Here is a 14,179-nt window from a genome sequence, read left to right on the forward strand (position 1 = left end):
GCGAGCGGGAACAGGCCTCAGTGCTGGGTGCCGGCGCTCAAGGCGGCCAGTTGCTTGCGCGCACGCACGGTCGCGCGCTCGATCAGCTCGGCCTGCTCAAAGGCCTTGAAACGACCTGTTTCACACATGCGGGCCAGGGTACGACCGGTCAGTGAAATGGTCTGCTTGTGCAGGTGGCCGGCGTTGAAGATGAAGAAGGTCCGGCCCTCGCTGATCCAGGTCAGGCGCACCTTTTGCCACTTGCCCTGCATGACCATGTGGTAGGGCGTGCCCTTCTGGATGTGATGCACCAGTTGCAGCCCGGCCGCAGGCGGCGGCGGGGTGTCGAGGTTGATGTCGAGATCGCCCAGGGTGGGGTCGATGTCAATGTCTGCGGCCCCTAGGTCGAGGTTGATGTCCAGACTGCCGCTGTCGAGTGCCGCCTCGGGGATGAAGCCCGACTGCTTGATCTCCTCGGCGGTGAAGGCCGAGGTGCTCATCAGGCTGTGGTCGGTGTGCAGGCTGTCCAACGGCGTGGGCATCGAGTCACCGGCGGTCTCCTCCCGCGTCGGGATGGCGATGCTCTCGACCTGCTTGAGGCGCTGCTCCAGCAGTCTTTGCGTCAGGTCGTGCGTGGGCGGTGCTTTCAGGCAGGCTGCATGGGCGGGCAGCAGCTCGGCAAAAAATGCCTGCTTGGCCGCCTCCGGATGCTGGATCAGGGCCAGGCCTTCGTTGATGTCCTTCATCAAGGACGGCAACTTCAGCAGGAAGGCCTGACGCAGTTTGGGGTGCCCCTTGGGCTGAACGCTCAAGGCCAGCTCGCGGCCGGCGGTCTTCATGCGCTGGGCCAGGGCCGAGTCGGCCCCATCACGGGTGGCGGCCACCACCTGTACCCGACTCCAGACCTGGGCGAGGAAGTCGCGCAGGAAGTCGGGCAACTCGACATCGAGCAGCTCGCGCTGCAGTATCTGCATGTAGCGCTGCTGCACGCGCAGATCGGCTTCCTTGGTGCTGAGCAAGGCAGCGATGTCGGCGCTGTCGGCGGCGTCTTGCGCCGTTTCGGCTTCGATGAAGGCTTCGAGCTCGCGCAGCTTGGTCTCATAGAGATCCATGCGGTCGAAGTCACCGTCGACGATGTCATTGACCAGGCTGGTGATGCGCGCCAGGCAATCGGCGCCCGGTCCCTGGCCGTAGTCGTCAAAGGCTGCCGACAGCGAGGCGACGCGGTTCACGAAGCGCCGCACCGGGTGCTTGCGTGAATTGAAGAAGTTCATGTCGCCCAGGGCCACGCGCAGCACCGGCATCTGCAGGCGGGCGATCTGGCGGGCCATCTCGGGCGAGACTTTGGGGTCGGAGAGCACCTGGTCGAACAAGGCGGCCACGATGTCGATGACCATCTTGTCGAGCGCTGCCCCACCGCTGGCACGCACCAGTTCGTCGCGGTTGGCGCGAATCTGGTTGACGGCCATCAGCGGTCCGGCAAAACCGGGCATCTGGAGGCCGACGTCGAGGTGGCCACCCTGCGAACTCAGGCCGGCCGCCGCCATGGCCTCCTGGCCGATTTCGCCTGCTTGCCGGCTGATCTGCCGCAGCAGGTTCTGAAAGTCGGCACTCAAGGGGGCGCCTGAGGTCATGCTGCCGCCTGTGCCACCACTGCCGCCCGTGCCACCGGGGTAGCTGGGTTCCGGCATGGTGACGCCGAACATCTCACCCAGGGCATGCGCCGCCCGTGCGTGCAGGGCGGAGGGGCGCGTTGGGATGGCCGCCTCCGCAGCTTGGGGGGCGGGCTCGGTGCGCCGGGCATCGGCCCCCAAAGGCATGGCGCCAGAGCTGCGCGCCTTTTGCACGGCCATGCCCTGCGCCTGCAGGCCCGCGCCCCGCATGTCGTGGGCGACCTGCTCGTAGCACGTGGCCAAGGCCGGTCCCAGCAGGGGGGGCAATTGCGCAGCGATGGCCTGGGTCACATCCTCGGGGATGTCGACCTGGATCAGGCTGTCGAGCAGGGCCTTGGCGACCAGCTTGGGGCGCAAGGGGTTGCGCTCCGGGCTGGCGTCGTCCAGCAGGCCGGCGATGTAGCCGCTAACGGTCTCCAGTGGGCGTTCGCACGCGTGCGTGACCGTCAGCGCGAGTCGGTCGGCCTGGACATCGCGCTCGACCTGGGCGTTGTCCACCAGAGACAAGGAGGCCCAGTCCGTGTTGGCCAGGCTGTTGGGGCTGGTGTCCGGGTTACTTTGCAGGCACCCGTCCACCAGCGCGTTGAGTTCGCGCTCGAAACAAGGCTTGAGACGGCCAGCCTTGAGTCGCAACTCTCGGTCGGCGGTCATCAGCAATTGTCTTTGCTGATTGCTGGTGCTGGCGGCCGCCTGGGCGGCCAGTTGCACGATGGCCTGATCCAGCACGGCTGACACCGCGCCTCGGATGCGTCCGAGAGCGGGTTGCAGCACGGCGTCAAGGCGTGGGTCGGTCACGTAGCAATCCAATCAGAAGTCATGCGGTCCATCTGTGCAGCGTCAGATGCTCGATTCTGTCCCGAAACAGGGGGTGGCATGCTCATGAGGAGGGGCCGTGACCGTGCAGATCTGCATGAGCTCCTTACTTTTTCAAACTGTCACGAATTTCACGAAGCAAAACAATGTCTTCGGGCGTGACAGCCGGGGCTGACGGCGCGGCCGGTGCTTCCTTCTTCAGGCGGTTGATCTGCTTGATCATCAGGAAAATGATGAAAGCCAGGATGACGAAATTCAGCGCCACGGTCAGGAAGTTGCCGTATGCGAACACGGCGCCGATCTTCTTGGCTTCGAGCAAGGGCAGGGACGGGTCCTGTCCCGCCAGTGCGATGTAGTAGTTGCTGAAATCCAGTCCGCCGACGACCTTGCCGACCAGCGGCATGATGAGGTCATTGACGACGGAGTCGACGATCTTGCCGAATGCGGCGCCAATGATGACGCCGACGGCCAGATCCATCACATTGCCCTTGACGGCAAACTCTTTGAACTCACTGAAAAAACCCATGGCTGGCTCCTGTCTTTGGGGGAAGGTCGGCGGCGGCGTGCTGCCGTGATGTGGTGCACTGTATCAATGACGCGGGGGAGGCCCGCAAATGAACCGCACGGTGCCAGTGTCTCCTGGGGATGTTGCAAAAATGTAGCAGGATCGCGCGGCCAACGCTTGAGCAAGCTGCTGAGAATCGAGCGGGATGCGCCTTTGACCTCCGTTAGAATATGCGGTTGACCCCATATCTCTGTCATCGTCCTATCAGTCCCTAAGGATACCCATGAGCAATCAGCCAGTGGACCAAAGCCGTCGGACCTGGGTGACCATGGCCTGCGCCGCCGGTGGCGTGGGCGGCGTGGCCACCGCCATCCCCTTCGTTTCGACCTTCCAACCGTCCGAGCGCGCGAAAGCCGCCGGTGCCGCCGTCGAGGCGGACATCAGCGCCCTCAAGCCGGGCGAGATGATGACGGTCGAATGGCGCGGCAAGCCCGTGTGGATCCTCAAGCGCACGCCCGAGCAGGTCGCGGCCCTCAAGAGCATCGACCCGCAACTCGCTGACCCGAATTCCGAGCGCAAGCTCGAGATGACGCCGGAGTACGCTCGCAACACCCACCGCTCCATCAAGGAAGACGTGATGGTGGCTGTGGGCATCTGTACCCACCTGGGTTGCTCGCCTTCGTCGAAGTTCCAGGCTGGCCCGCAAGCTTCGCTGCCGGACGACTGGCCGGGCGGGTTCCTGTGCCCTTGCCATGGCTCCACCTTTGACCTGGCAGGTCGCGTGTTCAAGAACAAGCCGGCTCCGGACAACCTGGAGATTCCGCCCCACATGTACCTGTCTGACACCAAGCTGCTGATTGGTGAAGACAAGAAGGCCTGACAGGAGACACGCACATGGCTGAAATGAAGCAGGCGCCCGCGGGCGCTTCGGCTGGCGAGAAGTTCATGACCTGGGTGGACAACCGGTTTCCGGCCACCAAGCTCTGGAACGATCACGTCGGCGACTACTACGCACCGAAGAACTTCAACTTCTGGTATTTCTTCGGCTCGCTGGCAATGTTGGTGCTGGTGATCCAGATCGTGACCGGGATCTTCCTGGTCATGAACTACAAGCCCGACGCCAACCTGGCGTTTGCCTCGGTGGAATACATCATGCGTGATGTGCCCTGGGGCTGGCTGATTCGCTACATGCACTCCACGGGTGCCTCGGCGTTCTTCGTCGTGGTGTACCTGCACATGTACCGTGGCCTGATTTACGGTTCCTACCGCACGCCGCGTGAACTGGTCTGGATCTTCGGTTGCCTGATCTTCCTGGCGCTGATGGCTGAAGCCTTCATGGGCTACCTGCTGCCCTGGGGCCAGATGTCCTTCTGGGGCGCTCAGGTCATCATCAACCTGTTCGCTGCCGTGCCCTTCATCGGCCCGGACCTGGCCATCCTGATCCGCGGTGACTTCGTGGTCGGTGACGCCACGCTGAACCGCTTCTTCTCGCTGCACGTGATCGCCGTGCCCCTGGTCCTGCTGGGCCTGGTGGTCGCGCACATCATCGCGCTGCACGAAGTGGGCTCGAACAACCCGGACGGCGTCGAGATCAAGCAAGGCCCGAAGGACGCCCGAGGCAAGCCGCTCGATGGCATCCCCTTCCATCCTTACTACTCGGTGCACGACCTGCTGGGCGTGGTGGGCTTCCTGATCGTCTTCTCGGCCGTGATCTTCTTCGCGCCCGAGTTCGGCGGTTACTTCCTGGAGCGCCCGAACTTCATCCCGGCTGACCCCTTCCAGACGCCTGCGCACATCGCGCCGGTCTGGTACTTCACCCCGTTCTACTCGATGCTGCGTGCCACGACCGACCTGATGGTCAACGTGCTGGCCATCATCATCGCCCTGGGTGCCGTGCTGAACCTGATCAAGGGTCAGGGCAAGTCCAAGGTGGTGGGCTTGGTCGTCGCTGCGGTCGTGATCGCACTGCTCAAGACCTTCGAAGCCAAGTTCTGGGGCGTGGCCGTGATGGGCGGCGCCGTGGTGATCCTGGTGGGTCTGCCCTGGTTGGACAAGAGCCCGGTCAAGTCGATCCGCTACCGTCCGAGCTGGCACAAGCTGGTGTATGGCGTGTTCGTGATCAACTTCGTGATCCTGGGTTACCTGGGCGTGCAACCGCCGTCGCCCACGGGTGAACTGGTCTCGCAAGTCGGCACCCTGATTTACTTCGGCTTCTTCGTGCTGATGCCGTGGTGGAGCCAGCTGGGTACCTTCAAGCCCGTGCCCGATCGCGTCACCTTCAAGCCCCACTGATCGCTGCAGGAAAAACAGACATGAAAAAGATTCTTGCTTCCCTGTTGGCCGCCTTTGCCCTGGTGACGGGTGCACAGGCTGCCGGTGGCGCCCTGGTGCTGGACAAGTTCCCCAAGGAACGTGTCTCTGACCTGGCTGCTCTGCAGAACGGTGCCAAGCTGTTCGTCAACTACTGCCTGAACTGTCACTCCGCTGCCTTCATGCGCTTCAACCGCTTGAAGGACATCGGCTTGACCGAGCAGCAGATCAAGGACAACCTGCTGTTCCCCACCGACAAGGTCGGTGAGGTGATGAAGGTGTCGCTGGATCCGAAGGACGCCAAGGCATGGTTCGGCGCTCTGCCTCCCGACCTGACCTTGGTGGCCCGTTCGCGCGCCAGCCATTCGGGCACCGGTGCCGACTACCTGTACACCTATCTGCGCACGTTCTACCGTGACGACACCCGTCCGACTGGCTGGAACAACCTGACCTTCCCGAACGTCGGCATGCCGCACGCTTTGTGGGAGTTGCAGGGCCAACGCACGGCCAAGTTCGTCGAGGTGGATGATCCCAAGGATCCGACCAAGAAGACACACGAGTTTGAAGGCTTCGAGCAGTTGACCCCCGGCACGATGTCGCCGCAGGAGTACGACAGCGCGATCGCCGACCTGGTGGCCTACCTGCAATGGATGGGCGAGCCCGTCCAGCAGCAACGTCAACGCATCGGCGTGGGTGTCCTGATTTTCCTGGCGATCTTCTTTGTCATCGCCTGGCGTCTGAATGCCGCGTTCTGGAAAGACGTGAAGTGATCCTGATGCATTCACTGAGCGATCGGTGAGTGCTGTGGTGGCGCAGTGGTCTGCTCTCAGCGACCACTGCGCTTCGTTGTTTTGAGATATTTAGGAGACCCACCCCCATGATGGTGCTTTATTCCGGGACGACCTGCCCTTACTCGCATCGTTGCCGTTTTGTGCTGTTCGAAAAGGGCATGGATTTCGAGATCCGTGATGTGGACGTCTTTGCCAAGCCCGAAGACATCGCCCTGATGAACCCGTACAACGAGGTGCCCATCCTCGTTGAGCGCGACCTCATCCTGTACGAATCGCACATCATCAACGAGTACATCGACGAGCGTTTCCCGCATCCCCAGTTGATGCCAGGCGATCCGGTGGCCCGTGCCCGCGTGCGCCTGTTCCTGCTCAATTTTGAGAAGGAGCTGTTCTCGCACGTGAACCTGCTCGAAGGCCGTGGCGGCGTGAAGGGGACCGACAAGCAGCTGGAGAAGGCCCGTTCGCAGATCCGCGATCGCCTGACGCAGCTGGCACCGATCTTCCTGAAGAACAAGTACATGCTGGGCGACGACTTCTCGATGCTCGACGTGGCCATCGCGCCGCTGCTGTGGCGCCTGGATTACTACGGCATCGAGCTGTCGAAAAATGCCTTGCCGCTGTTGAAGTATGCTGAGCGCATCTTCTCGCGTCCGGCCTACATCGAAGCGCTGACGCCGTCTGAAAAGGTGATGCGCAAGTGATCGTGCTGCGTGATCGTCAACCGGCCCCATGAGCATGTCCACTGAACAAGAAGCACAAGGGACGTCCACACGTCCTTACCTGATCCGCGCCTTGCATGACTGGTGCACCGACAACGGGTTCACGCCCTATGTGGCGGTGTACGTGGACCGCTCGGTTCAGGTGCCGCAGGAGTACGTCAAGAACAACGAGATTGTTCTGAACGTGAGCTTTGAGGCGACCAGCCAGCTGGTGCTGGGCAACGAGTTCGTGGAGTTCAAGGCGCGATTCGGCGGGCGGGTGCGCGACATCCTCGTGCCGGTCGATCACGTGGTGGCGATTTACGCGCGTGAAAACGGACAGGGGATGGCCTTCCCGGTGCCGACTTCTTTGGGTGGCGAAGGGGTGGATGCCCCGACCTCGTCGTCCGAGGAAGACGCCGCGGCAGAGCCCGACGCCGGGGACAAGGCCCCGGCCGAGGCGCGTTCGGTGGGCTTGCACCTGGCGCGCGCCCCGAAGCCGGCCAAGGACAAGGCCAGCTTGAAGTCCGTGGAGTCCGAGGCGCGACCCGGCGTTGCCGGGGGCAGCAGCGATGACAAGCCTGAGCCCCCCCCGTCTGGTGGCGGCCGCCCGACACTGCGCCGAATCAAGTGAAGAAGCTGTGTAGAATGTGAGGCAGTGCCGGCTTAGCTCAGTTGGTAGAGCAACCGCCTTGTAAGCGGTAGGTCGTCAGTTCGAATCCGACAGCCGGCACCATTCAGATTCAAAAGAAAGCCGCCAGGTCATGCGCCTTGCGGCTTTTTTGCGTCTGGGGCTTCCTCCTTTGGGGGGCCTGCAGTTGACCCTGAGCCGGATACCGGGGGCGCCCTGTTAAAGTCGTCCGATACGCCTTCCCTTAACGTATCGAGCAGGCACATCATGGGCAGCAAGACCGAACGGTTCTACAAGATCGAGTTGATGATCCGCCACCGCGGCCAGGTGAGCTTCGAGGAGATGCTCACGGAGCTGGAGGTGTCACGTGCCACGCTCAAGCGCGATCTGCAGTTCCTGCGCGACCGCATGGGTGCGCCCATCGTGTACGACCGTGCGGAGAACGTCTATCGCTTTGCCGACGAAGGCCACATGGGCGACAAGCATGAGCTGCCTGGCTTGTGGTTCGACCAGAAGGAGCTGTACGCGCTCTTGATGGCGCACCACCTGCTGTCGGACCTGGACCCGGAAGGCACGCTGAGCCGTCACCTGGGGCCTTTGCTGGACCGGGTGCACCAGCTGCTCGGCAGCACCGAGGTGGATGCGGCCGAGTTGATGCGCCGGGTTCGCATCGTGGGCTCGGCGCGGCGTGCCGTGGGCAGTCAGTGCTTTGAGGTGATTTGCGCGGCGCTGTTGCAGCGCCGCCGGGTTCAGTTGCAGTACTTCACCCGCTCACGCAAGGCGCGTTCGGTGCGCGAGGTGTCGCCACAGCGCCTGATCCATTACCGCAACACCTGGTACCTTGACGCCTGGTGCCATGAGAGCGACGCGCTGCGCCGCTTTGCACTGGACGCCGTGGAAGCGGCCCAGCCTCTGGAGCGCAAGGCACGCAATCTGTCGCTCAAGCGCGTGGAAGAGGAGATGGATGGCGGCTACGGCATCTTTGCCGGCAACAAGGTGAGCTGGGCGCAGTTGCACTTCGCGGCCGAGGCGGCGCCCTGGGTGTCGCAGGAGGCTTGGCATCCCCAGCAGGAGACCGAGGTGGAGGACACCGGTGCCTTGTTGATGAAGCTGCCGTATGTCGAGCCCACCGAGTTGATCATGGACATCCTGCGCTGGGGTCCGGATGTCGAGGTGCTGCGCCCGGCTGCCTTGAAGCAGGCGGTGGCGACGCGGCTGGCGCAGGCATGTGCGCGCTACAAGTGATCGTCATCCCCTCCCGCGCAGCGTCTGTGCGCGGTGAGACATGTTCTTGTCTTGTCAGAATGTAAGAATGTGTAGCGCGCTGCCTTGCCTGAGTGTCGAGGCGCGTGTTCTGCGGTCCAAACAATTCCAATATGAATCGACGTACCTGGCTGACGAGGAGCGGTGGCGTGCTGTGCGGCGCGCCGGTGTGGCCTTGGGTGTTGAGCGGATGCACCGCACCGCGTGAGCCGGTGCAGGTGGCGCTCAATGCCTGGGTGGGTTATGCCTTGCTGCATCTGGCGGCCGAGCTGGACTATCTCGGTGAGCGCGAGGTGCGGCTGCAGGAGTTTCCGTCCAACACGGCCAGCATGATGGCGCTGGTCAATGGACAGGTGCCTGCCGCAGCCCTGACGCTCGACGAGCTCCTCCTGGTGCGCGAAGGCGGGGTCGATGCGCGCGCTGTGCTGGTGTTTGGCGAGTCGCATGGGGCCGACGTGGTGCTGACGCATCCGTCCGTGACCCGGCTCAGCCAGCTGCGGGGGCGGCGTATCGGCGTGGAGGCCACCGCCTTGGGGGCGGTGGTGCTGGCCAAGTTGCTGGAGATGGCGGGACTCAACGCGGCCGATGTGATCAAGGTGCCGTTGACGGCCGACCAGCATGTGGCGGCGTATGCGCGCCGTGAAGTGGATGTGGTCATCACGTTCGAGCCCATGGCGTCGCAGCTGCGGACGCTCGGGGCGCACTTGCTGCTCGACAGCAGCCGTCTGCCGGGCCTGATCCTGGACGTGCTGGCGGTGCGCGCCGACGCCTTGCCTGGGCAGCATGACGCCTGGCGCCACCTGCTGCAGGCGTATTTTCGGGCCTTTGAGCACCGGCAGGCACAGCCCGAGGTGGCCGCGCGGCTGATGGCGCCCCACCAGCAGGTGTCGCCAGAAGAGGTGATGCGGGCGTTCGGGGGCATCGCCCTGTCCGACCTGGCAGCCAATCAGGGCTGGCTGGGTGGCACGCAGCCGCGCTTGCAGGCATCGGCCCAGATGGTGGGGCGGCTCATGCACAAGGCGCGTTTGCTGGATCGGGCGCCCGACCTGACGTCCTTGTGTGAGCCGACCTTCCTGCCGGAGGTGGCATGAACGAACGGTCTTTGCGTCTGTTTTTGCCGCTGGTCATGCTGGCCGTCATGTTGGTGTTCGGGGCGGCCTCCCTCGCGTATGCCTTGCATCAGAAGCAGCGCGACCTGACCGCGTCGGAACGACTCAACCTCTTGCGCGACGTGGCGCATCTGGTGCGGCTGTCCGATGGCTTGCCGCCCGGCACCTCGGACTTGCTGGCCGAAGAGGTGGCCCAGGTGGCGAGCCGTCCCCAGGTGCAGGTGGTGTTGCTGGTGACCGAGGCCGGTGAGGTCTTGAACGCCAGCCGCGCCGCCTGGCGTGGGCGAACGGTGCGTGAAGTCTGGCCGACCCTGGATCTGGGGCGTTTGCGTCAGGCGGCTCGGGGCCGCTTGCCGGACTGGCAGATGCATGCCGATGGCCAGCGCATGGACGCGGTGCAGTCCTTCACCTTGCCCAGCCGGGACGACGAGGTTCGCAGTTTGCGGCGCGCGGTGGTGTACGTGGCCTATGACCTGAGCACGCTGCGGGCGCAGGCGCAACATGCCGAGGTGATGGGTCGGGTGCCGGACATGCTGGGCTGGCTCGCGATGATGGGGCTGATGGTCTGGCTGTTGGGTCGCTACGTCACGCGTCCGCTGGCGCAACTGGACAAGGTGTCGCGCGCTTTGCGCCGTGGAGAGTGGGGCACGCCGGTGCCGCGGGGGGGCTTCATGGAGATTGATCACCTGGCGGGAGGGTTTGACGCCCTGCGTCAGGAGCTGGCTGCCACCTGGCAGGCCCTGCCCGATCTCTTGTTTGAGCTTGATGGCGAGGGGCGTTACCTGCGCGTGCTGAGCCCCAAGACTGAGTGGCTGTTGTTAGCGCCTGAGCGCTTGATAGGCAAGACCGTGCGGGAGGTCATGCCCCCCGCCGCGGCCGAGGTGGTGCACCAGGCGCTGCGCGATGCAGACAAGCTCGGGGCGGTCTGGGGGCGCGAGTTGGCGCTGGACGTACCCGCTGGCGCCAAATGGTTCGAGATTTCGGTGGCGCGCAAGGAGACACCCGATGGGGTCCGTCCCAGCTACATCCTGATTTCGCGCAATGTGACCCCGCGCAAGGAGGCCGAGGAGCGCCTCAAGCTGCTCAACGAGGAGCTGGAGATGCGCGTGGCGGCACGCACACTCGAGCTGACCACGGCCAAGGACGAGGCCGAGCGCGCCAACCACAGCAAGAGCGATTTCCTGTCGCGGATGAGCCATGAACTGCGCACCCCGCTCAACGCCATTCTGGGCTTCGGACAGTTGCTGGAGTTTTCGGCGCGGGAGCCCTTGCAGATCGCCCATGTGCGGCAGATCCTGCATGGCGGCAAGCACCTGCTGGCCTTGATCAACGAGGTGCTCGACCTGGCGCGGGTCGAGTCGGGTCAGATGACGGTCAGCCTGGAGCAGGTGGCGCTGCGGCCCTTGCTGGAAGAGTGCCTGACGCTGGTGCGGCCCCAAGCCCAGGCGCGCGACATCCGCTTGCTGGACGTGGCCTGCGGAGATGCCTGGCAGGTTCGTGCGGACCGCACCCGCCTCAAGCAGGTGTTCCTCAACCTGCTGTCCAACGCCATCAAGTACAACCAGACGGCTGGGGTGGTCAGTGTCGGCTGCGTCCTGGAGGATGAGGGCATCTGCATTCGCTTCAGTGACACGGGCGCGGGCCTGACGCCCGATCAGCAGGCGCGCCTGTTCGTGCCGTTTGAGCGCCTGGATGCCGGTGAGCATCACCATGTGGAGGGAACCGGGATCGGTCTGGCCTTGAGCAAGCGCCTGATGACCCTGATGGGCGGACAGATCGGGGTGGAGAGCCAGGTGGGCGAGGGCAGCACCTTCTGGGTGCGACTGCCGCGTGCCCAGGACGGCACTGGGCCGGGCGATGCCGCCGGGACGGTGCGCCAGGCGGCGCTCGCCACGTCGGGCGGCGGCGTGGCGGTCCGCACGGTGCTGTGCATCGAAGACAACCCGAACAACCTGCAGCTGATCGAGAGTGTGGTGGGCATGTTGCCCGGGGTGCGGTTGCTCAGCGCCATGGCCCCCGGCCTGGGGCTGGAGATGGCGCGCACCCACAAGCCGCATCTCATTTTGCTGGACATCAACCTGCCCGACATGGACGGCTACGCCGTGATGCAGTGCTTGCGTGAACACCCGGCCACCCGGGGCATCCCGGTGATCGCCGTCAGCGCGAACGCCATGCCGCGGGACCTGGAACGCAGCCGTGCGGCAGGCTTTGCCGCCTATGTGACCAAGCCCATCGACGTGGGGCAGTTGCTGCGCAAGGTCGATGAGCTGGCCTTGTCGCCCGAGCCAGACTGAATCCGGTCAGGTCGACGGGCCGGAGGGTCAGGGGGCGACCAGCTTGTTGAGTTCGGCCAGGTCGTCGGCGGTGAGGGTGCCGGCAGCCTGGCGCAGCTTGATGGCACCGATGATCACGTCGTAGCGGGCCTTGTAGAGGTCCTTCTGGGTGTTGGTCAGCTGGGTCTGCGCGTCCAGCACATCCTTGTTGATGCGCACGCCGACGCGGTAGCCAAGTTGAGTGGCTTCCAGGGCCAGCTTGGCCGACGATTCAGCGGCCTCGTAGGCCTTGACCTGGGCCAAGCCGGACTGCACGCCTGAGTAGGCCTGGCGCGTGCCGAGGTCGACGCTGCGGCGGGCGTTCTCCAGGTCACGTTCGGCCTTGTCTTGCAGGCTCAGGGTTTCGCGCACGCGGTTCTGGATGGCGTTGCCAGCATACAGCGGCATGTTGAACTCAAGGCCGATGGAGCCTGAGGTGCCGGCGCCGCTTTGCGCTTTGATCAGGTCGTTGCTCGAGCTGTTATGGGTGCGGGCGAGCTGGGCGACGGCGTCCAGCGTGGGCATGTGGCCGGCGCGGGCGTTGTCCACCTCGAGCTGCGCCACTTTCAGGCCGACTTCGGCCTTGCGCACCATGGGGGAGGTGACGGTGTTCTGCACCCAGGGGTCGATCTGGCCTGGGTCCAGGGACTCCAGGTTGACCGGGGTGCGCAGGGGGTTGGGCTTGACGTCTGCGCGGCCCACCAACTGGTCGAGGGCGATGCGTTTGACGCGCAGGTCGTTGGTGGCGGCCAGTTCCTGGGCGGTGGCAAGGTCGAAGCGGGCCTGGGCTTCACGCGTGTCGGTGATGGTGGAGTTGCCGACTTCGAAGCTGCGCTTGGCCGAGGCCAGTTGCTCGGCCAGGGCTTTCTTGTTGGCCTGGGCGGTGGCCAGCACGTCCTGCGCGGAGAGCACGTCGAAATAGGCCTGGGCCAGGCGGGCCACCAGATCGTCCTCGGCCATTTTGAGGTCGGCCTGGGCGGCGTTCAGCGACACCTCGGCCTGGGAGACCTTGGCGGAGTTGCTCTGGTTGAAGAGGGGCTGGCGTGCGGCCACAGCCAGTTGGCTGTTGGTGCTGCTGCCGTCGTAGCTGACGGGGCCTTCCACGGACGACTCCAGGCGGTTGCGCTTGACCGTGGCCTGCAGGTTGACCGACGGACGTTGCAGCGAACGGGCCTGGTCGGCCTTGAACTGGGCGGCATCGAACTGCGATTTGGCGGCCAGGTAGGCTGCGTCGTAGCCGCGTGCCGCCTGGTACAGATCGACCAGGTTCTCGGCCTGCGCACTGAGGGAGCCCGCCATGCCCAGCACGGCCAGGGCACACGCCCGGGCCAGCGGCCGCCACGCGTTGGGGGTGGCGGAAGAGGTCAGGTGCGAGGGCGAAACGTGCTGGAACATCGGGGGTTTCCTCAGTTGGGTGCAGAGCCGAGCGGGGCTCAGAACTTGAATTGGCTGGGTTCGGTGAAGCCGGTCAGGCGCGGCAGCACCGTGTCAAACAGCTGTTGGCTGCTGAACTGGGCCTGGCCTTCACGGGTGTAGCGGGTGGCGTACATCATGGGCAGCTGGCCGACGACGGCGACCAGGCGGCCGTTGGGCTTGAGCTGGTCGAGCAGGGCCTGGGGCACTTCGGCCACGGAGCCGGCCAGCAAGATGGCGTCATAAGGGGCCTTGCCGGGGTAGCCTTGGGTGCCGTCTGCCTGAGCCACTTCGACGTTGCTGATACCAGCCTTCTTCAGGTTGGCGCGCGCAGCGCCCACGAGGCCGGCGTCGGCGTCGATGGCGACCACACGTTGGGCCAGGTGGGCCATCAGGGCGGCCATGTAGCCGGTGGCGGCGCCGATCAGCAGGACCGTTTCATCCTTTTGCAGGCTGATGTCTTGCACCAGGCGGGCTTCGACGCGCGGGGCCAGCAGGGCACGGCCGTTGTCCAGCGGGATCTCCAGGTCCATCAGGGCCTGGCCGCGGTGGGCTTCCGGCACGAAATCTTCACGGTGAACGGACGACAGCAGCTCCAGCACCGTGGGGTCCAGGACATCCCAGGGGCGGATCTGTTGCTCGATCATGTTGAAGCGGGCTTGTTCGACGTTCATGCTGGGCA

General features: G+C 64.6%; 12 protein-coding genes and 1 tRNA gene. 9 read left to right on the plus strand and 4 right to left on the minus strand.

From position 1 onward, the window contains the following. Positions 1-17 precede the first annotated feature (17 nt). A complete protein-coding gene (locus tag RBT42_RS08565) occupies positions 18-2,447 on the minus strand; it encodes a DUF1631 family protein (RefSeq protein WP_320364123.1) in 2,430 nt (809 codons plus the stop codon). A gap of 124 nt (positions 2,448-2,571) precedes the next feature. Beyond that, positions 2,572-2,991, minus strand: coding sequence for a large conductance mechanosensitive channel protein MscL (gene mscL / locus RBT42_RS08570; RefSeq protein WP_320364125.1), 420 nt, complete (start codon positions 2,989-2,991; stop codon positions 2,572-2,574). Between the two features lie 262 nt (positions 2,992-3,253). On the opposite strand from mscL, the gene petA reads away from it, so the two are divergent. The 9 genes from petA to RBT42_RS08615 all read left to right on the plus strand — a co-directional run bounded on the left by petA (position 3,254) and on the right by RBT42_RS08615 (position 12,066). Further along, positions 3,254-3,850, plus strand: coding sequence for a ubiquinol-cytochrome c reductase iron-sulfur subunit (gene petA / locus RBT42_RS08575; protein ID WP_320364127.1), 597 nt, complete (start codon positions 3,254-3,256; stop codon positions 3,848-3,850). Between the two features lie 14 nt (positions 3,851-3,864). Next, entirely contained in the window at positions 3,865-5,262 is a 1,398-nt protein-coding gene (locus tag RBT42_RS08580) for a cytochrome bc complex cytochrome b subunit (RefSeq protein ID WP_320364129.1), read from the plus strand. 20 nt (positions 5,263-5,282) lie between these two features. Next, a complete protein-coding gene (locus RBT42_RS08585; RefSeq protein ID WP_320364131.1) occupies positions 5,283-6,050 on the plus strand; it encodes a cytochrome c1 in 768 nt (255 codons plus the stop codon). Between the two features lie 107 nt (positions 6,051-6,157). Next, a complete protein-coding gene (locus RBT42_RS08590) occupies positions 6,158-6,772 on the plus strand; it encodes a glutathione S-transferase N-terminal domain-containing protein (protein WP_290763543.1) in 615 nt (204 codons plus the stop codon). A 28-nt stretch (positions 6,773-6,800) separates the two neighbouring features. Next, positions 6,801-7,403, plus strand: a complete 603-nt coding sequence (locus RBT42_RS08595) for a ClpXP protease specificity-enhancing factor (protein ID WP_413785872.1) — start codon at positions 6,801-6,803, stop codon at positions 7,401-7,403. Between the two features lie 26 nt (positions 7,404-7,429). Further along, positions 7,430-7,505: transfer RNA gene (locus RBT42_RS08600), tRNA-Thr, on the plus strand. Positions 7,506-7,667: 162 nt separating this feature from the next. Further along, on the plus strand, positions 7,668-8,645 hold the full coding sequence (locus tag RBT42_RS08605; protein WP_320364138.1) for a transcriptional regulator: 978 nt from the start codon (positions 7,668-7,670) through the stop codon (positions 8,643-8,645). Between the two features lie 131 nt (positions 8,646-8,776). Further along, positions 8,777-9,754 (plus strand): ABC transporter substrate-binding protein, encoded by a 978-nt coding sequence (locus tag RBT42_RS08610; protein ID WP_320364140.1) that lies wholly within the window; start codon positions 8,777-8,779, stop codon positions 9,752-9,754. Continuing rightward, entirely contained in the window at positions 9,751-12,066 is a 2,316-nt protein-coding gene (locus RBT42_RS08615) for an ATP-binding protein (protein ID WP_320364142.1), read from the plus strand. Before RBT42_RS08610 ends, RBT42_RS08615 begins: the two co-directional genes overlap by 4 nt. Before the next feature lie 27 nt (positions 12,067-12,093). On the opposite strand, the gene RBT42_RS08620 is transcribed toward RBT42_RS08615, so the two are convergent. Together RBT42_RS08620 and RBT42_RS08625 are read right to left on the minus strand one after the other, a co-directional pair. After that, positions 12,094-13,479 (minus strand): TolC family outer membrane protein, encoded by a 1,386-nt coding sequence (locus RBT42_RS08620; RefSeq protein ID WP_320364144.1) that lies wholly within the window; start codon positions 13,477-13,479, stop codon positions 12,094-12,096. A 38-nt stretch (positions 13,480-13,517) separates the two neighbouring features. Continuing rightward, positions 13,518-14,171, minus strand: coding sequence for a protein-L-isoaspartate O-methyltransferase (locus RBT42_RS08625; RefSeq protein WP_320364146.1), 654 nt, complete (start codon positions 14,169-14,171; stop codon positions 13,518-13,520). Positions 14,172-14,179: the final 8 nt, after the last annotated feature.

The organism is Aquabacterium sp., assembly GCF_034003525.1.
GTDB lineage: Bacteria > Pseudomonadota > Gammaproteobacteria > Burkholderiales > Burkholderiaceae_C > Aquabacterium.